Origin of the sequence: Pseudomonas sp. TH21 (assembly GCF_016651025.1) — a bacterium.
Classification (GTDB): domain Bacteria; phylum Pseudomonadota; class Gammaproteobacteria; order Pseudomonadales; family Pseudomonadaceae; genus Aquipseudomonas; species Aquipseudomonas aylmerensis.
This window is the reverse complement of record NZ_JAEKEQ010000001.1, coordinates 3,089,482-3,113,886: the sequence shown is the minus strand read 5'-3', so window position 1 is coordinate 3,113,886 and position 24,405 is coordinate 3,089,482. Positions and strand designations below refer to the sequence as shown.

The window sequence follows — 24,405 nt, the reverse complement described above, 5'->3', positions numbered from 1 at the left end:
GAACCGCAGAACGGAGTGCCGGAACCGCACGAAATCCTGCCAGAACCGTCGGCGTGTCCCGCCACGGTATCCATAACAACAATACCGAGGATACAGTCATGGCTAACGTCACGACCACGACTTCCCACTTGCCCCAGTCCCAGCCTGAAGTGCATTCGGGACTTCAACGCCGAGCGATGAAAAAAGCCGCCTGGCGCTTGATTCCCCTGCTTGCACTGGCCTATTTCTTCAACTATCTGGACCGCACCAGTGTGGGTTATGCCGCGCTGCAGATGACCGATCAGCTCGGTCTTACTGCGGCCCAGTTCGGACTGGGCGCCGGCATTATGTTCGTCGGCTACTGCCTCTGCGAAGTGCCCAGCAACCTGGCGATGTACCGTTTCGGGGCCCGGGTGTGGATGGCCCGCATCATGATTAGCTGGGGCCTGGCCGCAGCGGCCACAGCCTGGGTTATCGGCCCTTATAGTTTCTATGCCGTGCGCTTCATCCTGGGTGTGGCGGAAGCGGGCTTCTTTCCTGGCGTGATTTTCTTCCTGACCCTGTGGTTCCCCGCGCAATACCGTACACGGGTATTGGCGTGGTTCACCGTGGCTACCCCTATTTCCTTTCTGGTCGGCGGCCCGCTGTCAATCTGGTTGCTACAGATGCACGGCATCTGGGGCCTGGCCGGCTGGCAATGGATGTTCCTGATCGAGGGCATTCCGGCGTGTGTGCTGGGTTTGATCACATTGAAGGTCCTGGCAAACCGCCCCAGCGAAGCAAAATGGCTGACGCAGGAAGAACGTGACGCCCTGAACGACATGCTGGAAAAGGAAGCCGGCAAGGATCAGAAACGCCATGACTTCGGCGTTGTACTCAAGGATCCACGCGTGTGGATCCTCAGCTCGATCACCTTCAGCTTCACCATCGGCACGTACGGCATTGGCATCTGGCTTCCACAGATGCTCAAGGCGCATGGCGTGGAAATCAGCATGATCGGCTGGGTCGCCGCCATTCCGTACTTTTTCTCCACCCTAGGCCTGCTGTTCTGGGCCAAGTATGTCGACCGCACAGGCAGAGGCATCCTTAACCTGGTGATTGCGCTGGTGCTGGCGGGCTTGGCGTTGATGTTCGCACTGAACATGAACGCATTGGCCCCGGCGCTGATAGGCATCACCCTGGCCCTGGTCGGGACGATTTCTGCGAAAACCATCTTCTATACCTTGCCGGCCAAGTTCCTTTCGGGCCGGGCCGCCGCGGGAGGGATTGCGCTGATCAATACCTTTGGCGCGTTCGGAGGCTTCGTCGGCCCCTACCTGATGGGCTATCTGAAAGACGCCACGCAGTCGTTCACCGCGGGCCTGATGGTCATGGGTTGCGTACTGTTGTTTGCCGCGCTGATGGCCGTGTCACTGCGTTTCTTCATGCGTGACGCTTGAGCAGCGAATGCTAAGGGCCAGAATGATGTGCTGCCAGACAGACTAGTCGGCGAGTAGGCGCTGCGGGTAAGGTATCGTCAAATTGCTCACCCGTCGCAGGGGTGAGCTTACTCACGATGATGGATTTGCAGCCCAATCACTGGCCGAAATGACCATGAACAGTAACGAAAAACCTGAGAAAGATCCCGCTGACGGCGGCGTTGCCGCGGTGGACCGCGCCTTTGCCATACTCGGCGCCTTCGACACGCAGTGCAGCGTGTTGCCACTGGCGGAATTGGCGCGCCGCACCGGTCTCTACAAAAGTACCATCCTGCGCTTAATGATCTCCCTGGAAAGAGCCGGTTACATTCGTCGATTGCCGGACGGACAATTCGCTATCGGCCACGAACCCCTTCGGCTGGCACCGCTTTACCAAAGTTCATTTCGCCTGCGCGACATCATCTACCCAATACTCGAAACGCTCTCGCAAGAGAGCGGGGAAACTTCCTCGTTCTACGTCATCGAAAACGACAGTCGGGTGGTGCTTTTCCGCGTCGAACCCAAGCGTTCCGTGCGGGTTTCCATTCACGAGGGTGATCGTTTTTCACTTAACGCCGGGGCTTCGGGAAAGATTCTGCGGACTTTCGGCCCGTCTGTTGCTGATGCGCTTGCCAATGTTCGCGAGCAACTCTGGGCGAGTTCTTTTGGCGAACGCGATCCCGATACCGCAGCGGTGTCGGTACCTGTGTTCGGCATGAATAACGAACTCAAAGGCGCCCTGACCCTCTCGGGGCCCTCCGAGCGTTTCAACGAAGACGCCATTACGAGTGCGCGCAAGATGCTGTTGAAACTGGCAGCCCAAGCCACCGGTGCGCTGGGGGGGGACGCTCGGGAGTTACAGCAGGCCAGTGCAAAGATCGAGGGGTGAACCGTTCCACCGAGGCTGACGCGACCATTGAGCCGTCAGCGTATCGCAGCACCCTCCACAGGCCCGCCCGAGCGCAGGTTAGGTGCTGCTATCTGCACTGGCAGTTGGGCTCTGGGCAAGGCTGCCGGGAGTCACCCGCTCTGCTATGACTACCTTCCTCCTGCGCTGCAGCGTGAACCATGGCAGCTCAAATCTTGGCGGGGTCCGGTTACATCGTACAGATCTGCCCGGAGTGGCGACCAGCAGCGTATGCCAACCCTCAACGTCATATGACAGCGCGTGCCACACCAGCCACAGGTGACCGAGTTGAAACATCGCCCAAGTCAATCCTGGCGACCACGGCGGTCAGTCAGCGCGATTATCTGCGGCCCGGGACGGCGCAGTGACCAACCGAAGTTCATGCCCGCCGCCGCCAGCAGAATGGCGCTCGCGCCAATCACTTGCAGGCTGCTGAGCGGATGCGCGAAGGCCACCCAGTCGACCAGGATGGCGGCGATCGGGTAGATGAATGACAGAGCCCCGACCAGGGCCGTGGGGATTTTCTGGATGGCGCTGTAGAGCAGCGTCGACATCAGCCCGGTATGAACCACGCCGATAATGATCAGGTAAATCCAGGCATCCCCGACCGTGTCGCCCCTTCCAAAGTCCACGAATGGGGCCAGCACCAGCACGCCGACCACCATCTGGATCAGCACGATCAGGTGCGCGGGCACCTCCTTGAGACGCTTGGTGATCGCTGCTGCCACCGCGTAGAAGAAGGCGGAAGACAGCGCCAGGCAGACGCCCAGCAGGTAGTCGGCGCCGCTGGCCTGCCCGCCGCCCTTGGCGAACACGATCAGCATCAGGCCGACGAAGGCCACCAGCAGCCAGCCGAGCTTGGCGATGCTGAGGCGTTCGGCGTAAAACAGCGCACCCAGACCGACCAGCATAAACGGCTGGACATGGTAGACCACCGTGGCAATGGCGATTGAGGCGTGCTGGTAGGCACTGAACAGCAGCACCCAATTGAGCATCAGCGCCACCCCGCCCAGGCACCCCCAAATGAACTGCCGGGCAGTGATCAGCGGGCGACGCAGCACCCCCAGCATCAGGCACGCGACCAACATCGCCAACGCGCCGAACACGCAACGCCAGAAGACCACGGCCTGCGGGCTCTGCCCCGACATGATGACGAACCAGCCCACCGTGCCGGAGATCAGCATGGCCGAAATCATTTCTAACGTTCCACGGGTTTGCGCCTTCATCACTCACGGCTTCCTTGCTGTCGACATTGCCGTGACCCAGGCCGCCGTTCGCGGGAGGATTCGACAAATAGAACTCTATAATGAACTAACGACCACTATAATGAACGCGCGAACCCAGAGCGTCAATTCTCAATCGGATGATTTGAAGAACAAATGACTGACATAACGAACAGCTCCATGAGCCATAATCCCAGCCGAATCGATCTGCTGGCGCTTTCAATCAAGCGCGAACGCCTGGCCGCCGGGCTGTCCTTGACCGAATTGGCGAAGCGCGCCGGGGTGGCGAAATCGACCTTGTCTCAATTGGAGTCGGGAATCGGTAATCCCAGCATCGAAACCTTGTGGTCGTTGGCGATGGCGATGGGCTTGCAAGTCACTCGCTTCTTCGAGCAGCCCCAACAAACCCTGCGGGTGATCCGCGCCAACGAGGGCATGACGACGTATGCCGAGACGGCCAATTATGCCGCGACACTGCTTGCCGACTGCCCGGCCGGAGTGCGGCGCGACCTCTACCGGTTGAAGGTACAGCCTGGCGATGTCCGCCTGTCTCAGCCTCACCCGGCAGGCACCGTAGAGCACGTAGTGCTGTGCAGTGGCAGTGCCCGCATCGGCCCGGCGGACGGACCGGTGTTGCTGAACGCGGGCGACTACATAAGCTACCTGGCGAATGCGCCTCATGTGTTCGAAGCGCTTGAGGCCGACACTACTGCGGTGATGGTGATCGAGCATCTTTGAGGTGGCGACCAGGGACACGGCACGAACAACCGGCCACGCGCCGAAGTCACCGGCAACGTGCCAATGCTCCGCGAACACGCAGAGGCTGCTTTCCAGACATTATCCGTCAGCCGTCATAGGCCAGCTCGGCGGATCGGTTGATCTTTCGCTGCACTGATCCCTGCACCTGTGGGCTTTCAAGCGTGATCCCGAACCGGCCAGACAGCGCTTCCCGCCCCTTGGTTGTCAATCCAAGTGCGCGACTGTCGAGGTCTTGAATAACCCACTGGCGGCTCAGGAGCATCTGCAGGAAAGCCGCACCGAGCGCTCCCGCCAGATGAGGGCGGCGCATGCTCCAGTCCAGGCATGAACACGCGAAACGACGTCGTTGGGCCCTGGCCTTTTCCACCTCGATACCCAACCCCGTCATGGCTGTTTCGCCGCTCGCCGTAAGCTGATATAGGACGTCCCCGGCAACCGCCACGGTCAGCCAGCCTGACGCGATGAAATGGTCGTGCAGCTGCACGGCCAATGATCCTGCCATGTGGTCATAACAGGTACGCGCAAACTGCAATCGGCTCGGCGTCGTGGAAACGTAGCGCGTGTCCGCGTTTTGGCTGATCACCATGAGGGCCTCGATCGCCTGGGCCACCTGCGCGTCCGCCAGGCTGTAGTAGCGATGCCGACCCTGCGTATGCAGCCTTACCAAGCCGGCGTCTTTGAGCCGTACCAGATGCGCACTCGCCGTAGATGCACTCACGTCGGCGATCACCGCCATTTCGGTACTGGTACGTGCGTGGCCATCCATCAGCGCACACAGCATTTTGGTCCTCGCAGGCTCGGCAATGGCGCCGGCTACCCGAGAAATCGCGCTGTCATTGCCTTGGGCATCCATATTTCGTTCCTGAGCGAATCGTCGGCATGAAAGGTGTTCGATAGTAGCCGTTCTTTGTGAACAGGACTCCAGGAATGACGCCTTTTGAAGCCGCGACCCATGCCGATCCCTATCCTTATTACGCCTACCTCAGGCGACAAGGTGGGCTGTACTTCGATACCGACCTTCGGTTATGGATTGCAAGTAGTGCCAGCGCGGTCGACGCCCTCCTCGGGCACCCCGACTGTCGGGTGCGTCCGCCGGACGAGTCGGTTCCCGCGGCCATTGCGCAAGGCGCCGCGGGGATGATTTTCGCTCGCTTGATGCGCATGAACGAGGGCCCGCAGCACATGTGCCCGAGGATGGCCATCGAACCGGCGTTGGCCGCTGTCGAGACAGAATGCATCGCAGGCCTCGTGGCACGCCTGGTCGAGACCCTCCCCGTCGAGCACCTGGATGAATTGATGTTCACCGTACCGGTGTGCGTCATTGCAGCGTTGATAGGCTTCCCAGCCAGCCAGCTACAGGACGTCGCGAGGCTGACGCGGGATTTTGTTGCCTGTCTGTCGCCCCTGAGCGACGACATTCAACTCGACAGCGCCCATGGCGCGGCGACTCGACTCAGGCAATTATTCAGCGCGCTGCTGAGCGACGCCAATGACAGTAGCCGCTTCTTGAGCCACGTCCAAAGCGCTTGCGCAGCCACCGCCTGGAGAGACCGCGAGGCATTGATCGCCAACCTGATCGGCTTGTTGTCGCAGACCTGCGAAGCCAGCGCAGGCTTGATCGGCAACAGCCTCGTGGCGCTGCATCGTGAGCCTGGACTGCTTGAAGGCGGGCTGCAGGTTGCAGACCTGGTGGCAGAAGTGGCGCGCTACGACTCACCGGTGCAAAACACCCGGCGATTCGTCGCCCAGCAATGCAACATCGAGGGCAACGTACTGGCGCCAGGCGATACCGTTCTCCTATTGCTCGCCTCAGCCAACCGAGATCCCGGCGCGAACCCGGAGCCCGATCGCTGCTTGCTCGAACGAACCCAGCGACGAACCTTCAGCTTTGGCGCGGGAAGACATCAATGTCCAGGCCAGCCGCTTGCCTTGGCGATCGCCGCCGAGGCGGTCTCGGCATGGCTGCGCCGACAGCCAGCCGCGTCCGTGGGTGCTTTTCGCTGGCGGTATCTGCCCTCCCTCAATGGTCGCATTCCCAGGTTCCATGGTGATCGGGACACCCAGCGATGATCGCAGGGTTTGCTCAGCCCGCCACATCAACGCTGTGCCCAATGCCCCGGTTGTTCCACCACCCCGACGTACTCGGCCAACAACGCCGGCAGGCTGGCCTGCAAAAACGTCACCCACGTGCGCACCTTGGCGTCCAGAAAGCGCCGCGAAGGGTACACTGCGAAGATAGTGCGCTCACGCAGCCGATATTCCGGCAGCAGGCGTAGCAGCGAGCCGTCCTGCAAGGCCGGGGCAGCGCTGAAGAACGGCAACAGGCTGATGCCCATGCCCTCTTGCGTCGCCTTGACCATGGCGTCGGCCACATTGGTCCGGAAGGCGGTGCCGGGGGGCACGCTGAGGTCTCCCGCCTCGCCCTGGAAGCGCCACTCATCTTCCTGAAAATCCTGCAGGTGCAGGCGCCGGTGTTGCAGCAGTTGCTCGGGATGGTCGGGCACGCCATGGTTTGCCAGGTAACGGGGCGCCGCGCACGGCACGCTGAACAGCTGGCCGATGGTCTGACTGACGAGGGCCGAATCCGGCAGCGCGTGGGCGATGGAGATCACCACATCATGCCCCTCCTCGAGCGGATCAGGGGTGTGCTGGGACAAGCTCAGCTCCATCGACACCTGCGGGTGAAGCTCGCTGTAGCGTGCGATCAGCGGGGTGATCAGCACGCCCAGCCCGCTCATGCAGTGCACGCGCAGGCGTCCGCGCGGGTTGAGGTGGGCGCCGCTGGCTTCGGCGCTGGCGTCTCGGATGTCGTCGAGGATGCCGCGACAGCGCAGCAGGAAACGCTCGCCCGACTCGGTCAGGCTCAGGCGTCGGGTGGTGCGCTGCAGCAGGCGCGTCTGCAGGTGCTGCTCCAGATCGGCGATCAACCGTGAGACGTGCGCGCCGGAGAGGCTCAACACCTCTGCCGCCGCCGCGAAGCTACCGCTGTCGACCACCTGCACAAACACCCGCATGCCATTGAACACGTCCATCAGCGTCGGGCCTTGATTGCTACGCAATACGTACGGGTCATTTACCGGTTCCTGTCTTTAATACGGCGCTGCAGCCACTACACTGGAGCCTGTTGATAGAGGACGACACCATGAAAATTCGATTGCTCGGCGTTGCTTTGCTGCTCACCGCCACCGGCGCTTTCGCCGCCGGCGGCAATGACAGCCAGGGGCTGGATATCCAGCAGATTGTTTCCGTCACAGCGGTGCCCGGCAGTTGCCAGGTCGAGCCCGCGACCCTGGTGTATCTCGACAGCCAGGGCGTCAGTCACACGGTCAACTACAGCGTGATGGGCACCTGCCAGGGCGGCGTTTAGAGCAGCTTCCAGGTGTAACTGAGGATCAGCCGGTTCTCATCGATGTCGCTGCGGTAGTTGGAGCGCGCCATCACATTGCGGATGCGGATGCCCAGGCCACTCAGCACGCCACTTTGCACGGCGTACCCGATGTCGAGGTCGCGCTCGCGGTCCTTGCCCTCGTAGCCGGCACCGGTCTTTACGTTGTCGCCGGTGATGTAGCGCACGGTGGTGGTCAGTCCTGGCAGGCCCAGCGCGGCAAAATCGTAGTCGTAGCGCACTTGCCACGAGCGCTCGTCGGTGTAGGCGAACTCATAGGTCGGCACCTCGTTGCCCAGCGGGCTGATGTTGGCGAAGACGCGCGGAAAAGCGCTGTCGCCGTACATCGCTTGGTAACCCACATAGACCGTGTGTGCGCCGCGCTTGGCCGACAACAACGAGAAAAACGCCTGGTTGTCGATCTTGCCGAGCAACCGGTCGCCGTCTTCGCGCGCAGTGTAATAGCCAAGATTGGCGCCCAGTACCCAGGTTCCAAGCGGCTGGCTGTGCTTGAGGCCGATGAAATCCTGGGCGTAGATGTCCTTCAACTGCCCGTGCCAGTAACTGACGCTGGTGCGCTTGCTGTTGAAGGCATAGTCGCCGCCCGCGTAGTCGAAGGCATCACTCTCGGCCCCGCGCTGCGGTACATGGCCGAGCATGGCGATCATCTTTTCGTCACCCGCCTCGTTGCGCAGGCTTGTGGTGCTCAAGTGCCCGGCCTGCAACGCCAGGCCGTTGATCTCGCTGGAGCTGATGCCCACGCCCTGGTAACTCGGGGGCAGCAGGCGGATGTCGCTGAAGGCCAGCACTGGCAGGTTGGGCTGCAGCTCGCCGACCTTCAATTCGGTGTTGGACAGCCGCGCCTTGAAAGTCAGCCCCAGGCGGCTGTACTCGTCGGCGGCGCGGCCATCGTCCTTGACCGGCAGCAAGCCGGTATTGACCCGGTCCGGGCTGCTGTCGAGCTTGAGGCCCAGGGTGCCCAGCGCATCCAGGCCGAAGCCCACGGGGCCTGGGGTGTAGCCGGACTTGTAGGTGAGGATGAAGCCCTGGCCCCACTCCTCGGCCCGCGATTGCCGATTGGCCCCGACGATGTCGGAGAAGTCGCGGCTGAAGTAATAGTTGCGGGCCTGCAGGGTGGCCGTCGAGTCCTTGAGAAAACCACCCTCGTCAGCCGTCGCCGCAAGGGGCACGCCCAACAGGGCGAGCCAGATACGTTGTGTGTGCATGTCGTTGCTCTTCGTTATTGTTGTTATCGACGGTTCGGCAGGTCACAGCGCCTGGGCGGTCGGCAAGACGACACGGGTGCGCCGCTCATTCAGGGCAAACACGGTCATCGCCAATGCGGCGATGGCACCGGGAATCGCAAAGGCCATGAAGTTCAGCTGCAGCGGCAGTTCAATCGCCATCAGCGCACCGCCCAGCAGCGGGCCGACGATGGCACCGTTGCGGCCAATGCCGGACGCCCAGCCCAGGCCGGTCGCGCGGATAGACAAGCCATACAATTGCGCCGCCCCGGCATACAGCAGGATTTGCGTGCCGATGGTGGTCGCGCCCGCGATGAAGATCAGCAGGTAGAGCACCGGCATCGGGCTGTTGATGCCCAGCAGGCTGATCGAGAACACCCCGGCGATAAAGAAGCCGATGGTCACGGTCACCAGATTGAGGCGATCACCCAGGCGCCCGCCGATCAACGCGCCCGCCATGCCGCCCAGGTTCAGCGCCACCAGGAACGACAGGCTCGACCCGAGGCTGTAGCCGGCGCCGGCCATCAGTTTGGGCAGCCATGAACTCAATGCATAGACCATCAGCAGGCAGCAGAAAAACGCGGTCCAGATCATTGCCGTGCGCACCGCCAGGCCGTGGCGGAACAACTCCACCACCGAGGCGCCCTTACCCTTGATGTCCGCGATGACCAACTCGTCGTCGGCATTGATCGGCGTGCCCGGCGACAGCCGCGCGAGCAGTGCCCGTGCCTGGTCCGTGCGGCCCTGGCGGATCAGGAAACCAATCGACTCAGGCAACCAGTACACCACCAATGGCAGCAACAGCAGCGGGATGACCGCGACAAAAAACATCGACGACCAGCCATAGGCCGGCAGCATGAAAATCCCCACGCTCGCCGCGAGCATGCCGCCCAAGGAGTAGCCGCTGAACATGAAGGCCATCAAGGTACTGCGGACTTTTTTCGGTGCATATTCGTTGATCAGCGCGGCGGCATTCGGCATCAGCCCGCCACAACCGAGCCCGGCGATAAACCGGCAGATCCCGAACTCGGTCGGGCTGCTGGCGAAGCCGTTGATCACGGTGGCGATGCTGAACAACGCAAAGCAGAACACGATGCCTTTCTTGCGGCCGAAGCGGTCCGCCAGGGTGCCGAAGATCAACGCGCCGAACATCATGCCGAACAGCGCATAGCTGCCCAGGGCGCCGGCCTGCAAGGGGGTGAGCCCCCACTCACGCATGATCGACGGCAGGACCACACCGTAGATAAACAGGTCATAGCCGTCAAAGATCAACAGCACCGCACACAGGCTCACGATCAGCCAGTGAAAGCGGTTGAACGGGGCATTATCAATTATCGAATGGACATCATGGGTACGCATGGCAGTGCTCTCTTTATTGTTGTTGTGAGTCAATGTCTGCAGGTGGAACACGCAGGTGAAAGCGGGCAGTCAGCCGAGGTCGCCACCCCCTACCGGCAGGGTTACGCCTGTGATGTAGGACGCCTCGTCGGAGGCCAGGAACAGAATCGCGCCGGCCTGTTCGTCGATGCTGCCGTAGCGCTTCATCGGGCTGCTGTCGAGGGTCTGGTCGACGATCTGCTGATACCACAGGCGTTCCTGCTCGCTCTGTGGCTGGCTGTTGCGCGGGATACGCCGTGGCGGCGCCTCGGTGCCGCCGGGCGCGGTGGCATTGACGCGGATGCCGCTGCCGGCGGTTTCCAGGGCCAGGCAGGCAGTCAGTGCATTCACCCCGCCCTTGGCCGCGCCGTACGGCACGCGATTGAGCCCACGGGTGGCCACCGAAGACACATTGACGATGGCGCCGCTGCCCTGCGCCAACATGTAGGGCAGCACGCAATGGCAGCACCACAACGTCGGGAACAATGAACGGCGCACTTCGGCTTCGATTTCGCTCTCGGCGTAGTGCTCGAACGGCTTGGCCCAGATGGTCCCGCCGACGTTGTTGACCAGAATGTCGAGGCGCCCGAACCGCGCCTTGGCGGCGGCCATCACCCGCGCGCATTCGGCGTGCTGTTCGAGGTCGGCGGTGAGCAACAGCGCGCGCTCATGCTGCAACTCATGCACGAGTTCCGAGCGATCCACCGCCACCAGCCAGGCGCCCTCCTCCAGCAACCGCTCGGCAACACGGCGGCCGATACCCTGGGCCGCGCCGGTGACCAGCGCGACTTTGTCAGTGAAACGTGAAGTCATGCGTATGTCCTCAGGCGGCATCGCAGCTGGCGCTGACGTTGGGGGTGAATTTTTCGTAGTGGAAGCTCGCAGGGTTCACCCCCTGCGTCTTGAAGTGCTGGCGCACGGCATCAACCATCGGCGGCGGCCCGCACAGGTACACGTCGACATCACCGTCGTTGAGTACTTCGCTGGCCATGTGCTGGGTGACATAGCCCTGGCGTGGATGCGCGGTCTGCGGGTCGGCCACGCAGGTGACGAAGTTGAAGCTCGGCAGCCGTGCGGCAAACGCCTGCAGTGCCTCGACCATGACAAGATCCTGGTCGCGTGTGACCCCGTAGATCAGTGTGATCGGGCGGGTTTCCTGGCGCTGCGCTAGCACTTCGAGCATCGACAGGAACGGCGCCAGGCCGGTGCCGCCGGCCAGCAACAGCAACGGCCGCGCCACTTCGCGCAGGTAGAAACTGCCCAGCGGGCCGGTCATGGTCACGCTGTCGCCCGGTTGCGCGCGCTGCAGCCAGCCGCTCATCAATCCGCCCGGCACGTGCTTGATCAGAAAACTCGCGCCGGTCTCACCGGGGCGGCTGCTGAACGAATACGCACGCGTCTGGCCGCTGTCGGGCACGCCGATGTTCACGTACTGGCCGGGCAGGAACACCGGGGCCTGATCCAGTTCGAAACGCACCTCCAGCGCCGCATCGGCGTGGCGGGTAATGCCGGTCAGCGTCGCGGCAAATGCGGTGGTGCCGGTCTTGCAGGCGCTGGACGGCAGCGGCACGGCAATCACGCAATCGGACTGCGGCACCATCTGGCAAGTCAGCACCTGGCGCTGCTGCGCCTCGTCTTCGCTCAGGGCGTCGTCGATGTAGTCGTCGCCCAAGTCATAGGCGCCGGTTTCGCAGTGGCATTTACAGGTGCCGCACACGCCGTCCGAGCAGTCCATGGGCAGGTTGATGCGTTGGCGGAAGGCAGCATCGAGCACCTTCTCACCCGCCTTGCAGTCGATGAAACGCGTGACCCCATCTTCGAAGTTCAGGGCAATGGCATACGTCATGGCGGTGTCCTCAGATGTGGTAGATGTCGATGACCTGGTGGATGTAATCGTTTTTCAGCACGACTTTTTTGCGTGTGATCAACGGCTGCTCGGCGCGGGTATCGAGGTGGTAGAACGAGGTGCCGAAGTAACTGTCGGTGGTCTTGTAGCGATGGCTGAGGGTGTGCCAGTTGAAGCGCAGTTCGACCTGCGCGCCGTCGTCGGCCAGCACTTCGAGGTTGCTGAGCAGGTGCACGGTGCGCGGTTCCGGTGTACTGGCGCTGGAGCGCTCGGTCTTGATCCGGAAGATGCGGTCTTCGAGGCCGTCACGGCTGGGGTAGTAGATCAGCGAGATCTCGCGCTGCGGGTCTTCGACGAGGGTGTCGTGGTCGTCCCAGGCCGGCATCCAGAACTCCGCCTTGGGTGAATAGCATGCCAGCCATTCATCCCACTGACGGTCATCGAGCAAGCGCGCTTCGCGGTAGAGAAAGTCGAGCAGGCGGTCACGGGACAGGCTCATCACACCGCCTCCCGGTCGCTGGCAATCAGGCCTTGCTGCTCACGTTCGATCGCGCGCTGCAGGCTCGCGGCCCAATGCGCGTGCTGGCGCACGAACAGCCCTTCGTCTTCGGTTTTGACCCCGCTGAGTTGCGGGTGCATGCCCATGGCCCTGGCGTTTTCATCAGCGCCTTCGACCCATTGCTTGGCGCCACGGCTGAGGTCGTTCCACAAGGTGCTCGCGCCTTGGTAGCCGGTCTGGCAGGCGCGGAATTCCTCCAGGTCGTCCGGTGTGCCCATGCCGCTGACGTTGAAGAAATCTTCGTACTGGCGGATACGCGTGGCGCGCTCCTGGGCACTTTCGCCGATGGGCGCCATGCAATAAATCGTCACTTCGGTCTTGTCCACCGCGAGCGGCCGCACCACCCGGATCTGCGTCGAGAACTGATCCATCAGGTACACATTCGGGTAGAGGCACAGGTTGCGGGTCTGGTCGACGATAAAGTCGGCACGCGCCTGGCCGAGGCGCTCGGCCAGCGCCTCGCGATGGGCATGCACCGGGCGCACGTCCGGGTTGAGCAGGCGTGTCCACAGCAGGATATGCCCGTGATCGAAGGCGTAGACGCCGCCAAGGCTTTTCGACCAGCCATTGGCGTCGACGGTGCGCGTGCCCTCGGCCTCATAGTTGCGCCGGCCCATGGTCGCCGAGTAATTCCAGTGCACCGAGCTGACGTGGTAACCGTCGGCGCCGTTCTCGATCTGCAGCTTCCAGTTGCCGTCATAGACATACGTCGAGCTGCCGCGCAGCACCTCCAGGCCCAAGGGCGCCTGGTCGACCATCTGGTCGATGATCACGCGGGTTTCGCCGAGGTAGTCGCTCAGTTCAGGCACGTCCTCGCCGAGGCTGCCGAACAGAAAGCCGCGATAGTTTTCAAACCGCGCCAGGCGCTTGAGGTCATGCGAGCCGTCACAGTCAAAGCTGTCGGGGTAGGCCCCGGTCTTGGCGTCCTTGACCTTGAGCAGCTTGCCCGCATTGCTGAATGTCCAGCCGTGGAACGGGCACGTGAACGAGCCCTTGTTGCCTTGCTTGCGCCGGCACAACATGGCGCCGCGATGCGCACAGGCGTTGACCAGGCCATGCAGGCTGCCGTGCTTGTCACGGGTGATGACCACCGGCTGACGCCCGATCCAGGTGGTGAAATAGTCGTTGATCTCGGGCACCTGGCTCTCATGGGCCAGGTAGAGCCAACCGCCTTCGAAGATGTGCTTCATCTCCAGGGCGAACAGGTCAGGGTCGGTAAAAATGTCGCGGCGGCAGCGGAACACGCCGTTGGCGGGATCTTCCTGCACGGACTCGCGCAGTTGTCGGGCGAGTCGGTCGAGTGTACTGGTCATGGGGCAAGCCCTCCGTTGTTCTTGTATCAGGCGCCCTCACCGTACGTGTCCGACATGTTGTCCAATATCCCTTTTCTGCAGATCACTATCCGCCGAGCGCACGAAGCTCAGCGGTGGCGCTTCCAGGTCTGCGAGGGCAACTCGCCAAAGCGTTGGCGATAGGCCTCGGAGAACCGTCCCAGGTGCGTGAAACCGTGGTCCAGCGCCACCTCGGTCACGCTGCGCGTGCTGCTCAGCTGCAGGCGGGCATGCACCCGTTCAAGCTTGCGCCGCCGTACGTAGTCACGCGGGGACAGGCCGACCTGGCGCTCGAACAGGCTGTACAGCGAGCGCTCGCTGACCTTGGCCACTGCCATCAGTTGTTCGAGGCTGATGTCGTCGGTGAGGTGCTGTTCGACAAACTCACGCACCGCTTCGAAGCCGCCACCGTATGCAGGCTGGGGGATCACCCGCAGCACATTGCTGCCCAGCAGGGCCAGCAACTTGGTCGCCACGATGCGCTCGTACAGGCTCTGCATATGCGGTTCGGCAGCGTTTTCCGCCTCGTGGCAGATCAGCCCCAGCAACGGCAGGAACCCGCCCATTTCGCTGAGTGCATGGCGCGCGGTCGCAAAGCGGATACCCGGCTGCGGCAGCGCCCATTGCTGCTCCAGGCAAGCGTTTTCGAGCAGGCGTACGGGTAATTTGATGATGAATTTTTCGCAGTCGGCGGAATACGTCAGGTCCACCGGATCATCCGGGTTGATCAGCAGGATCTCGCCAGGTCCGAACACATGCTCCACGCCTCGCGAATGCGAGCGGCAATGCCCGCTCAGCAGGATCTGCAAGTGGTAGATGGTTTCCAGCGCCACCGACGTGACCCGCACCGGCGCGCCGTAACTGATGCGGCACAGGTCCAGGCTGGAAAAAGTGCGGTGGCTGATGCTCGCCTGCGGCCGGCCCTTGGGGGGCAGGCGAATGCAGTGGCTGCCGACATGCTGGTTGACGTAGTCCGACACCGCATAGGCGTCGGCACCCTGGAAAATCTGGCTGCGCTCACTCAATAGCACGGTCATGGTTGCGCCTCTTTTATAGTTATTGGCCTCAGGCTGACGCCTGGTGTTGCGACCGTCCAATATGGATAAGGTCTGAATGAATACCCTGCAGGTATGGTCGAGGGATAACACGCATAAGCCCGCGCACCGGCGCACGGGCGGCGAAACGTCTTGATACCTATTAGCCGACTCATGAGATCAGCTCATGAGACCTCGCGGTTTTGCACGACTAATCATCAGGTGCTGCTGCCTCTAAAGTGGGCACCCCCGCTTTGAGGAAATCCCATGAAGGAAGTCACCGTAGTCATAGGCGCCGGCTCGATCGGCCAGGCCATCGCGCGGCGCGTCAGTGCCGGCCAGCACGTCGTGCTTGCCGACCTGCGCCAGGACACCGCCGAGGCGGCAGCAAAAGTCTTGAGTGATGCCGGTTTCGAGGTGACCACCGCCCAGGTGGATGTCGCGTCGCGAGAGTCGGTCGTAGCGCTCGTCGCACTGGCTGCCGGCCTTGGCGAGATCACCAAGGTGATCCATGCCGCCGGTGTGTCACCGTCCCAGGCATCGCCGGCGACCATCCTGCGGGTCGACCTGTACGGCACGGCGCTGGTGCTGGAGCTGTTTGGCGAAGTGATTGCCAAGGGCGGTTCGGCCATCGTCATCGCCTCGCAGTCCGGGCACCGTCTGCCCGCGCTGAGTGCCGAGCAGAACAAGGCGTTGGCGCTGACCGCGACGGAAGCGTTGCTGGCCCTGCCGATGTTGCAGCCTGCGCAAGTGACCGACTCGCTGCACGCCTACCAGCTGTCCAAGCGTGGCAACGCGCTGCGCGTCGCAGCGCAGGCCGTGCGCTGGGGCAAGCGCGGTGCGCGTGTGAACACGATCAGCCCGGGCATTATCTTCACGCCGTTGGCCCGCGATGAGCTGAACGGCCCACGCGGGGATGGTTACCGTCGCATGATCGAATCCAGCGCCGCCAAGCGCGGCGGAACACCCGATGAAGTCGCGGCCGTCGCGGCCTTGTTGATGGGCCCGGAAGGCACCTTCATCACGGGCAGCGACTTCCTGATGGACGGCGGTGTCACCGCGCACTACTGGTACGGCGATGACCAGTGATACCGCGCGGTCTAGCTGACCTTGCGCCCTTCCACCGGGTAACCCGGGTCAGTAAAGCCATGGGTCGAGGCATGGCCGGGCACGACCAGGCTGTCGACCAGCGCTTCGTCCTCTGGCCCCAGTTCCAGGCCCAGCGCCTCCAGGTAGCTGTCCCACTGCGCTTCGGTGCGCGGGCCGGCGATCGCCGCGCTGATCAAGCGGTTCTTCAAGACCCAGGCAATCGAGAACGCCACGGAAGTGGTACCCCGCGCTGCCGCATGCTCGGCAATGGCCTTGGCGATCTTCAACGACTCGGGGCGCCATTCGGTCTGCTGGATCCGTTTGTCACCGCGCCCGGCGCGGGTGTCCGCCGGTGGCGGCGCGTCCACCGCGTATTTGCCACTGAGCACGCCACGGGCCAGCGGGCTGTAGGGCACGACGCCAATACCGTAGTGGCCCGCCACCGGCAACTGCTCGACCTCGGCGACGCGGTTGACGATGTTGTACAGCGGCTGGCTGACGGTCGGGCGCTGGATGCCCAGCGCGTCGGCAATGCGCACCATCTCGGCGATTTTCCAGCCGTGAAAATTCGACACCCCGTAATAGCGGATCTTGCCTTGGCGAATCAGGTCGTCGATGGCGCGCAGGCCCTCTTCCAGTGGCGCATCGCTCAAGGTCCGGTGGAAATACACGATGTCGATGTAGTCGCTGCCCAGGCGTTTTAGGCTGGCGTCGACCGCCTGCATGATCCACTTGCGCGACTGGCCCTGCTGGTTCGGGCCGGCCTCGGCCGACGCCGGATAACCGAACTTGGTTGCCACCACCCATTGGTCACGCTGGGCGGCAATGGCGCGGCCGACCACGGCTTCGGAGCGCCCGGCGTGATAGGCATCGGCGGTATCGATAAAGTTGACGCCAGCGGCGCCGGCTTTGTCGATGATGCGTTTGGCGCTGGCTTCATCGGCCTCGCCGCCGAACATCATGGCCCCCAGGCACAGGGGCGACACTTTCAAGGCACTGCGGCCCAGGTAACGGTAATTCATGGCTCACCCTCAACGGCGTTGGAAACGTAGACGGATCCTAGGCCAATGCGCATTGATGATTAAGGCGCTAAAGAAGGATACGGCCATGAGCCTGTCTCATGAGTGATCAAGTGTTATAGCGCAGCGCCTCCACCACCAGGCTCAACGCCCGCGAAGATTGGCGTCGACTCGGGTAGTAGATGTGCAGGCCGGGAAAAGTCGGAAACCATTCTTCAAGCACCCAGCACAGGCGACCCGCCACCACGTGCTCTTTGGCCAGGTCTTCGGGCAGGTACGCCACGCCGCAGCCGTCCAGCGCCGCCGCCAGCATCGGGTAGGTGCCGTTGAACGTCAGTTGGCCCTGCACCCGCACTTGCACTTCGCGGTCGCCGTTGGCCAACTCCCATGCATAGCAGCCGCCGTGGGTCGGCAGGCGCAGGTTGATGCAGTTGTGCGCGGCCAGCTCGTCCGGGGCCTGCGGCGCCGGGTGGGCTTGCAGGTAGGCCGGCGACGCGACCATGGCCATGCGCAGGTCGGGGCCGATACGCACGGCGATCATGTCCTGGGCCACCTGGTTGCCCAGGCGCACGCCAATGTCATAGCGCTCGGCGACGATATCGGTCAGGCCATAGTCGGTGATGATTTCGACCTTGATGTCGGGATAGCGCGGCATGAACGCTGACAGGCGCGGCCACAGCAGCGCATTCGCTGCGTAGTCGGTGGCCGAGATACGCACCGTGCCGCGCGGCGAATCGCGCAGTTCGAGGACTTCGGCCAGGTCCGACTCGATCTCGTCAAAGCGTGGCGCCAGCTTGTTGTACAGCTGCTCGCCGGCCTCGGTCGGCGCCACGCTGCGGGTCGTTCGCGTCAGCAGGCGCACGCCCAGTCGGGCTTCGAGCGCCCGCACGGTATGACTCAGGGCTGATTGCGAAACGCCCAGCTGAGCGGCCGCACGGGTGAAGCTGCGTTCACGCGCGACCGCCACAAAAGCCAACAGGTCGCCGTAGCCTTCGCGTGCCATTGATGAACCTCATTCATAGGGTGATGACGGTGCAGCGTATCGCAGATCAATCCGACCTCGCGATGAATTGATGAGCCGGACTCATAAGCGCATGCCGGTTATGCGGCTTAATCAATGCCAGCCAGCTGCCTACCATGGGGCTCACCTGCTTAAGGAGCGCCCGATGAAACTGTTGACCGCCACCACCTTCGCCACCCTGCTCTACGCGGCTGTCGTAGATGCCGATCAAGCCCAGCCGCGTCCGGACCCAAAGCCCTCCTCTGCGGTGCTGGAAGTCACGCCGCAACTGTATGCCTACACCACCGAGCTGTTATTCGGTGAGGTGTGGAAACGTACCGAGCTGGCCCCGCGTGATCGCAGCCTGATCACCGTGTCGGCACTGATCGCCAACGGGCAGGTGCCGGCACTCGCGGACCACCTCAAGCTGGGCCTCGACAATGGCCTCACCCCCAGCGAGATCAGCGCGCTGATCACGCACCTGGCGTTCTATTCAGGCTGGCCGAACGCGATGTCCGCTGCCGCAGTCGCCAAGCAGGTGTTCATCGAACGAAACATCCCGGACGAGCAGATCTCGCCGCCGGCAGGCGCCGTGCTGACGCTGGACCCCGACAGTGAAGCCAAGCGCCGCGCCGCTGTCGACGCCGGTGTCGGCGGTGTGGCCCCGCAGCTCGCGCGCTACACCAATGAAGTGTTGTTCGCGGACCTGTGGCGCCAAAGCACTCTCAGCGCCCGCGACCGCAGCCTGGTCACCGTCGCCGCGTTGATCGCCCAGGGCCAGGCGGCGCAACTGCCCTTCCACCTCAACCGCGCGCTGGACAACGGCCTGAGCCAGGCCCAGGTCGCCGAGGGGGTGACGCACCTGGCGTTCTACGTGGGCTGGCCGAAGGCGATGTCGGCGGTGCCGGTGCTCAAGGAGGTCTTCGCCGCCCGCGGGCAAGGTTGATGCACACGACATAATAAAAATAGATGATCTTATTAATTCATAAGATAACAATGTCTAATAATTAGCTTATTCCAAAAAAGACTTTCACTCAGGTTTTTTATAGGAATATCTTCGTATCACAGACCGACCCCATGCCTGGCGGAGGACGTACCCCGACCACCAGGAGCCTCCCGCAGGCTGAATGGATCCTTCTCGATATGCCAGATATTCAATTCCCTAAACCGCTGAAAAAATTCCATTGGTCATTGGTGACCAGCTCCCTGCTGCTGGCCACCGCGCCCTCCTTCGCCGACACCACCAAGGAGGATGCCAAGCTCGGCACCGTCACGGTGATCTCCACCGGCCTGCGCGGCCAGGAGCGCACCGTGGCCGACAGCCCGGCGCCGATTGATGTGATCAACAGCGAGCAGTTGCTCAAGACCGGCCGCGCCGAGTTGTCCGAGGCCATCGCCAAGCTGCTGCCGTCGTTCAACTTCGGCACCAATATCGCCGGCTACAACTCGGTGACGCGACCCCTGAGCAACCGCAGCCTCGGCCCGGCCTACACGCTGGTGCTGGTCAACGGCAAACGTCGGCACAACGGTGCCACCGGCCAGCGCGGTTCGATCGACAACAGCGGCGCGAATGCGGTGGACATCGACCTGATCCCGGTCAGCGCGGTGGACCATATCGAGGTCCTCAAAGACAGCGCTGCCGCGCAGTACGGCTCGGACGCGGTAGCCGGCGTGATCAATATCATCCTCAAGTCCACCAACAACGGTGGGCACCTGGAAACCAGTTACGGGCAGCTGTATTCGGGCAAGGGCGAAACTATCAAGGTCGCCGGCGACCAAGGCTTCAAGCTTGGTGATGGCGGGTTTTTCCACTTCTCGGCAGATGCGCGCAAACGCGGTGAAGCCTCATGGAACGACAAGGCCGACAACAGCGTGCGCGCATTTGCCGACCCGGCAAAAGAAGCGGCGTGGGATCGCGTGGCGATCAAGAACGGCGACCCCGATCTCAAGGCCTTCAACCTCGCCTACAACGCCGAGTTGCCACTCGAAGACCTGACCCTGTATTCGTTCTCCACCTACGGCGAGCGCGATGCCGAGGCTGCCAACTATTTCCGCCTGCCAACCGGCACGGCCGCCGTGCCCGAGGTGTTCCCCGACGGTTATTTCCCACTCAACAACATCAAGGACCGTGACTACCAGCTGCTGTTCGGCGGCAAGGGCCAGGTGGCCGACTGGAACTGGGACCTGAGCACCACCTACGGGCGCAACAACGTCCACCATTCCAGCGACCTCAATATCAACCCGTCGCTGGGCACCGCCTCGCCGACCAAATTCGACAACCTTGCCACCTTCCGCTTCGAGCAATGGGTCAACAACCTCGACTTCACGCGCCGCTATGACAGCCTGTTCAACCTGACGTCGCCGGTGCAAGTCTCGGCCGGCCTGGAACACCGCTGGGAGCATTTCAGTACCTTTGCCGGCGACCGCGAAGCCTACATCACCGGGACTTACCCGGCGGCCTCTGGCGCGCAGGCGGCGGTGACGATCCGTCCTGAAGATGAAGTCAGCCTGATCCGCAACAACTACGCCGGCTACCTGGACCTGGGTTTTGACCTGACCGAGCGCTGGTTCCTCGACCTCGCCGGTCGGGTCGAGCACTACGACGATGACTCGGGCAACACCTTCGGCCTGAAGGTCAACTCACGCTACGAACTGACCGACACCGTGGCGGTACGCGGCACGGTTGGCACCGGTTTCCGCGCGCCGTCGCTGACGCAGATCGGCTATACCGTGGCCGACAACCGCGTGGCGACCGATGTGAACGGCAACGTGGTGCCCGCCGTGACGCGCCTGACACCGTCCGGCAGCAACCTGGCCAAGGCGCTGGGGGGCGATGATCTCAAGCCGGAAAAATCGCGCAACCTCGGCCTCGGCCTGACCTGGCAACCGGCGCCGCGCACCAGCATTACCGCCGACGCCTACCTGATCGACATCGATGACCGCATCGCACTGACCAGCAACATCTACGACCGTGGCAACGGCGCGATCAACGCGATCCTCGCCGCACAAGGTGTGCCCACCGGCACCTGGGTCAACTACTACACCAACGCGTTCGATACCCGCACCAAAGGCCTGGATGTGGTGGCTGACCACACCACGCCGCTGGATGCCTGGGGCGACGTGCGCTGGAGCCTGGGCTTCAACTGGAACAAGACCACCATCGAAGGCACCCCGGACACGCCGGCGGCGCTGGCCAATTCCGGCGTGACCCTGGTCGGCCGTGATCGCCAGGGCGACCTCACCGATGCCACGCCCAAGACCAAGTGGATCCTGGGCGCCAACTGGAAGGTCGACGACCTCGCGGTCAACCTGCAAACCGCCCGCTATGGCGCGGTCAAGACCCTGGCAGTCAACCCCACCGGCGACCGCAGCTTCGGCGCCAAATGGATCACCGACCTCGACGTCAGCTACACCTTCGTCGACAGCGTCACCGTCAGCATCGGCGGCACCAATATCTTCGACGTGCGCCCGGACAAGCATGCCGTCTACAGCAACCTGGGCCTGGCGCCCTACGGCAACCCGCCGTTCTACCCCGGCGGTGGCTACTGGTACACCAAGCTCGCCTACGACTTCTGATCCACACCTTGCATGCACACGCATCGCCACATGAGGGCAACCCATTGAATACCTCCAACTTGATGAGCCGTCTGCTGGCCCCGTGCGTCCTGGCGCTGAGCCTCGCCGCCTGCTCGCCCGGGAATGACACCCAGGCGGGCAAAACCCTGAACATTGCGTTCTTCGGCGATAACACCACCCTGGTCAGCGTCGATCCATTCCAGGTCTACTGGCTGGAACACCGCGTGCTGCTGCGCAATGTCGCCGAGTCCCTCACCGACCAGGATCCGGAAACCGGCAAGATCATTCCCTGGCTGGCCAAAAGCTGGGAGATCAGTGACGACGCGCTGACCTACACCTTCCACCTGCGCAATGACGTGACCTTCAGCAACGGCGAGCGCTTCGATGCCAAGGCGGTGAAAACCGCATTCGACAGCGACAAGGCGCTGGCCACCGAGCTGCCGGCCACCTTCGGCGCCACCTACCTCGCCGGGTTCGATCACGCCGAAGTGGTCGACGACTTCACCGTCAAGCTGGTGCTCGCCAAGCCCAACGCAGGGTTCCTGCAAGCGACGTCCACCACTAACCTGGCGATCCTCGCGCCCGCCTCCTACGCGCTGACGGCCAAGGAGCGCTCCCTGGGCAAAATCATCGGCACCGGGCCGTTCGTGCTCGCCAGCTACACGCCGGAAGTCGGCGCGCACCTGACCAAACGCAAGGGCTACGCGTGGCCGTCCGCCAATATGAAAAACCCCGGCGAGGCGCACCTGGAGACCGTGGACATCAGCTACATCCCCGAAGAGAGCGTGCGCAACGGCCTGTTCCTGCAGGGCAAGGCCGATATTCTGTGGCCGCGTAATCCGTTCTCGGAAGTCGACCTGAAGCTGTTCCAGTCCAAGGGCGCGACCATCCAGAGCCGTTCGCTGCCGGGCCCGGCACTGAACCTGTACCCCAACACCCGTGGCGAACGCATCCTCGCGGACCAGCACGTGCGCCTGGCCGTGCAGAAGTCCCTGGACCGCAAGAGCTACGCGAGCACGGTCTACAACGCCGAATTCCCGGTGGTCGACGGCATCTTCGATGTGACCACGCCCTACTTCAAAAGCCAGGGCAACAAGCTGGCCTACGACCCGCAGGGCGCCGAGCAACTGCTGGACCAGGCCGGCTGGGCCAAAGGCGCCGATGGCTACCGGCAGAAAAACGGCAAGCGCCTGACCCTGAGCTACAACATCAGCCCGGCCGAAACCGCCGGTGACGTGCTGATCCAGGATCAACTGCGCAAGGTCGGCATCGAGTTGAAACTCAGCGTGGTCACCCGCGCCGAATGGGTCGCCAACAACTCCGCAGGCAACTATGACCTGACGATCAACTACATGACCCGCGCCGACCCGATCATCCTGCAAACCATCCTCGACCCGCGCAGCGCCAACAGCTCGACCGTGGCCACCAACACCTATGAACCGGCAGTCCTGGAAAAGGCCAAGGGCCTGTTCGATGCCGGCATCACCGCGACCCAAGGCCCCCAGCGCGCCGCGGCCTACGGTGACCTGCAGGACCTGCTGATTGATCAAAGCTCGGCGTTCCCGGTGTATGAGCGCGTGTGGCAAGCGGCGACCTCGGCCAAGGTGAAAAACTTCCGCTGGACCGCCGAGGGCTTCGCGCTGCTGGGTGATATCGAGGTCGGCACGCCATGAGCCGCTACCTGATCGGCCGCGTCGGCCAGGCCCTGCTGGTGCTGTGGGGGGCCTACAGCATCACCTATTTCATTTTGTACCTGCTGCCGGGTGACACCCTGTCGATCATGCTCAGTGCCTCGGGCATGGAAGCCGATTCGCTGTCGGTGGCGGACCTGGCCAAGGCGCGCGCCTACTACGGGCTCGACAAGGGCGTGTTCGAGCAATATTTCGACCTGCTGCTGGGCGCGCTGCGCGGCGATTTCGGCCAATCCCTTTCGCTCAACCGCCCGGTAGCCGCGTTGCTTGCCGAGCGCCTGCCGCAGACGTTGTCCCTGGCCGGCCTGGCGATTGTGCTGTCGCTGATCGGCGGGGTGGGCCTGGCCTACCTGACCGCCTACATCCGTTGGCAGCCGTTGAAAAAAGCCCTGGCGCGCCTGCCGTCCCTGGGTTTCTCGGTGCCGGTGTTCTGGATGGGCCTGCTGCTGATCCAAGTGTTCGCGTTCGGCCTCGGCTGGTTCCCCGCCACCGGCAGCCGGGGCGTTGAAAGCCTGGTGCTGCCGGCGATCACCCTGGCGATTCCGAGTGCGGCGGTGTACGCCCAGGTGCTGCAGCGCAGTTTCCAAGGGGTGTGGCAACAGTCGTACATCGTCACCGCCTACGCCAAGGGCCTCACCCGTGGCCAGGTGCAGGCACGGCACGGATTCAAGAACGCCGCCCTGCCGATCCTCACCCTGATCGGCCTGCAAGTCGGCAACACGGTGTCCGGTGCGGTGCTGGTGGAAACCATCTTCGCGCGCTCAGGCATCGGCCGCCTGGCCCAGGAAGCCGTGCTGCGCCAGGACATTCCGGTGGTGCTGGCGATTGTCGCTGTCTCGGCGGCGGCGTTTGTACTGGTCAACCTGTTGGTCGACCTGCTCTACCCCTGGCTTGACCCGCGAATCTCCCACACGCCAAAGGTGTCGTAG

22 protein-coding genes are annotated in these 24,405 nt (G+C 63.0%); 10 read left to right on the top strand and 12 right to left on the bottom strand.

From position 1 onward, the window contains the following. The first annotated feature begins 98 nt into the window (after positions 1 to 98). Positions 99 to 1,418: an MFS transporter gene (locus tag JFU04_RS13605; RefSeq protein ID WP_106803974.1), complete on the top strand. Its 1,320-nt coding sequence runs from the start codon at positions 99 to 101 to the stop codon at positions 1,416 to 1,418. 154 nt (positions 1,419 to 1,572) lie between these two features. Next, the gene (locus JFU04_RS13600) at positions 1,573 to 2,325 is read left to right on the top strand and encodes an IclR family transcriptional regulator (protein WP_201144350.1); all 753 of its coding nucleotides are present in this window, start codon (positions 1,573 to 1,575) and stop codon (positions 2,323 to 2,325) included. 323 nt (positions 2,326 to 2,648) lie between these two features. On the opposite strand, the gene JFU04_RS13595 is transcribed toward JFU04_RS13600, so the two are convergent. Further along, positions 2,649 to 3,569 (bottom strand): DMT family transporter, encoded by a 921-nt coding sequence (locus JFU04_RS13595; protein ID WP_201144348.1) that lies wholly within the window; start codon positions 3,567 to 3,569, stop codon positions 2,649 to 2,651. A gap of 153 nt (positions 3,570 to 3,722) precedes the next feature. Between JFU04_RS13595 and JFU04_RS13590 the strand changes: the two genes are divergently transcribed. Further along, positions 3,723 to 4,304, top strand: coding sequence for a helix-turn-helix domain-containing protein (locus tag JFU04_RS13590; protein WP_201144346.1), 582 nt, complete (start codon positions 3,723 to 3,725; stop codon positions 4,302 to 4,304). A gap of 106 nt (positions 4,305 to 4,410) precedes the next feature. On the opposite strand, the gene JFU04_RS13585 is transcribed toward JFU04_RS13590, so the two are convergent. Continuing rightward, entirely contained in the window at positions 4,411 to 5,178 is a 768-nt protein-coding gene (locus JFU04_RS13585; RefSeq protein WP_201144344.1) for an ArsR/SmtB family transcription factor, read from the bottom strand. A gap of 74 nt (positions 5,179 to 5,252) precedes the next feature. Here JFU04_RS13585 and JFU04_RS13580 point away from each other — a divergent pair, with 74 nt between their 5' ends. Continuing rightward, positions 5,253 to 6,395 carry a cytochrome P450 gene (locus tag JFU04_RS13580; protein WP_201144342.1) on the top strand — a complete coding sequence of 381 codons (1,143 nt, stop codon included), beginning with the start codon at positions 5,253 to 5,255 and terminating at the stop codon, positions 6,393 to 6,395. A 26-nt stretch (positions 6,396 to 6,421) separates the two neighbouring features. Here JFU04_RS13580 and JFU04_RS13575 read toward each other — a convergent pair whose 3' ends face one another. Then, positions 6,422 to 7,357, bottom strand: a complete 936-nt coding sequence (locus JFU04_RS13575) for a LysR family transcriptional regulator (RefSeq protein ID WP_201146389.1) — start codon at positions 7,355 to 7,357, stop codon at positions 6,422 to 6,424. A 110-nt stretch (positions 7,358 to 7,467) separates the two neighbouring features. On the opposite strand from JFU04_RS13575, the gene JFU04_RS13570 reads away from it, so the two are divergent. Beyond that, entirely contained in the window at positions 7,468 to 7,692 is a 225-nt protein-coding gene (locus tag JFU04_RS13570; protein ID WP_106803980.1) for a DUF2790 domain-containing protein, read from the top strand. Here JFU04_RS13570 and JFU04_RS13565 read toward each other — a convergent pair. From JFU04_RS13565 to JFU04_RS13535, 7 genes are all read right to left on the bottom strand, one after another. Further along, positions 7,689 to 8,936: an OprD family porin gene (locus JFU04_RS13565; protein ID WP_201144340.1), complete on the bottom strand. Its 1,248-nt coding sequence runs from the start codon at positions 8,934 to 8,936 to the stop codon at positions 7,689 to 7,691. The genes JFU04_RS13570 and JFU04_RS13565 overlap by 4 nt on opposite strands. A gap of 42 nt (positions 8,937 to 8,978) precedes the next feature. Continuing rightward, positions 8,979 to 10,313, bottom strand: a complete 1,335-nt coding sequence (locus JFU04_RS13560) for an MFS transporter (protein WP_065905069.1) — start codon at positions 10,311 to 10,313, stop codon at positions 8,979 to 8,981. A 69-nt stretch (positions 10,314 to 10,382) separates the two neighbouring features. Continuing rightward, the gene (locus JFU04_RS13555; protein WP_065905068.1) at positions 10,383 to 11,144 is read right to left on the bottom strand and encodes a 1,6-dihydroxycyclohexa-2,4-diene-1-carboxylate dehydrogenase; all 762 of its coding nucleotides are present in this window, start codon (positions 11,142 to 11,144) and stop codon (positions 10,383 to 10,385) included. 10 nt (positions 11,145 to 11,154) lie between these two features. Next, on the bottom strand, positions 11,155 to 12,177 hold the full coding sequence (gene benC, locus JFU04_RS13550; protein WP_201144338.1) for a benzoate 1,2-dioxygenase electron transfer component BenC: 1,023 nt from the start codon (positions 12,175 to 12,177) through the stop codon (positions 11,155 to 11,157). Positions 12,178 to 12,187: 10 nt separating this feature from the next. After that, a complete protein-coding gene (gene benB / locus JFU04_RS13545) occupies positions 12,188 to 12,676 on the bottom strand; it encodes a benzoate 1,2-dioxygenase small subunit (protein ID WP_065905066.1) in 489 nt (162 codons plus the stop codon). After that, positions 12,676 to 14,049 carry a Rieske 2Fe-2S domain-containing protein gene (locus JFU04_RS13540; protein WP_065905065.1) on the bottom strand — a complete coding sequence of 458 codons (1,374 nt, stop codon included), beginning with the start codon at positions 14,047 to 14,049 and terminating at the stop codon, positions 12,676 to 12,678. Before JFU04_RS13540 ends, benB begins: the two co-directional genes overlap by 1 nt. Before the next feature lie 107 nt (positions 14,050 to 14,156). Next, positions 14,157 to 15,104 (bottom strand): AraC family transcriptional regulator, encoded by a 948-nt coding sequence (locus JFU04_RS13535; RefSeq protein ID WP_201144336.1) that lies wholly within the window; start codon positions 15,102 to 15,104, stop codon positions 14,157 to 14,159. A 264-nt stretch (positions 15,105 to 15,368) separates the two neighbouring features. Between JFU04_RS13535 and JFU04_RS13530 the strand changes: the two genes are divergently transcribed. Continuing rightward, entirely contained in the window at positions 15,369 to 16,190 is an 822-nt protein-coding gene (locus tag JFU04_RS13530; protein WP_201144334.1) for an SDR family oxidoreductase, read from the top strand. 11 nt (positions 16,191 to 16,201) lie between these two features. Here the strand turns inward: JFU04_RS13530 and JFU04_RS13525 are convergent, their stop codons facing one another. Both JFU04_RS13525 and JFU04_RS13520 read right to left on the bottom strand, forming a co-directional pair. Then, a complete protein-coding gene (locus tag JFU04_RS13525) occupies positions 16,202 to 17,212 on the bottom strand; it encodes an aldo/keto reductase (RefSeq protein ID WP_201144332.1) in 1,011 nt (336 codons plus the stop codon). Between the two features lie 106 nt (positions 17,213 to 17,318). Then, positions 17,319 to 18,212 (bottom strand): LysR family transcriptional regulator, encoded by an 894-nt coding sequence (locus JFU04_RS13520; RefSeq protein WP_201144330.1) that lies wholly within the window; start codon positions 18,210 to 18,212, stop codon positions 17,319 to 17,321. 163 nt (positions 18,213 to 18,375) lie between these two features. On the opposite strand from JFU04_RS13520, the gene JFU04_RS13515 reads away from it, so the two are divergent. The 4 genes from JFU04_RS13515 to JFU04_RS13500 all read left to right on the top strand — a co-directional run bounded on the left by JFU04_RS13515 (position 18,376) and on the right by JFU04_RS13500 (position 24,405). Then, on the top strand, positions 18,376 to 19,155 hold the full coding sequence (locus JFU04_RS13515; RefSeq protein ID WP_201144328.1) for a carboxymuconolactone decarboxylase family protein: 780 nt from the start codon (positions 18,376 to 18,378) through the stop codon (positions 19,153 to 19,155). A 197-nt stretch (positions 19,156 to 19,352) separates the two neighbouring features. After that, positions 19,353 to 21,785 carry a TonB-dependent receptor plug domain-containing protein gene (locus JFU04_RS13510; RefSeq protein ID WP_201144326.1) on the top strand — a complete coding sequence of 811 codons (2,433 nt, stop codon included), beginning with the start codon at positions 19,353 to 19,355 and terminating at the stop codon, positions 21,783 to 21,785. A 62-nt stretch (positions 21,786 to 21,847) separates the two neighbouring features. Continuing rightward, positions 21,848 to 23,458 (top strand): ABC transporter substrate-binding protein, encoded by a 1,611-nt coding sequence (locus JFU04_RS13505; protein ID WP_201146387.1) that lies wholly within the window; start codon positions 21,848 to 21,850, stop codon positions 23,456 to 23,458. Then, the gene (locus JFU04_RS13500) at positions 23,455 to 24,405 is read left to right on the top strand and encodes an ABC transporter permease (RefSeq protein WP_201144324.1); all 951 of its coding nucleotides are present in this window, start codon (positions 23,455 to 23,457) and stop codon (positions 24,403 to 24,405) included. Before JFU04_RS13505 ends, JFU04_RS13500 begins: the two co-directional genes overlap by 4 nt.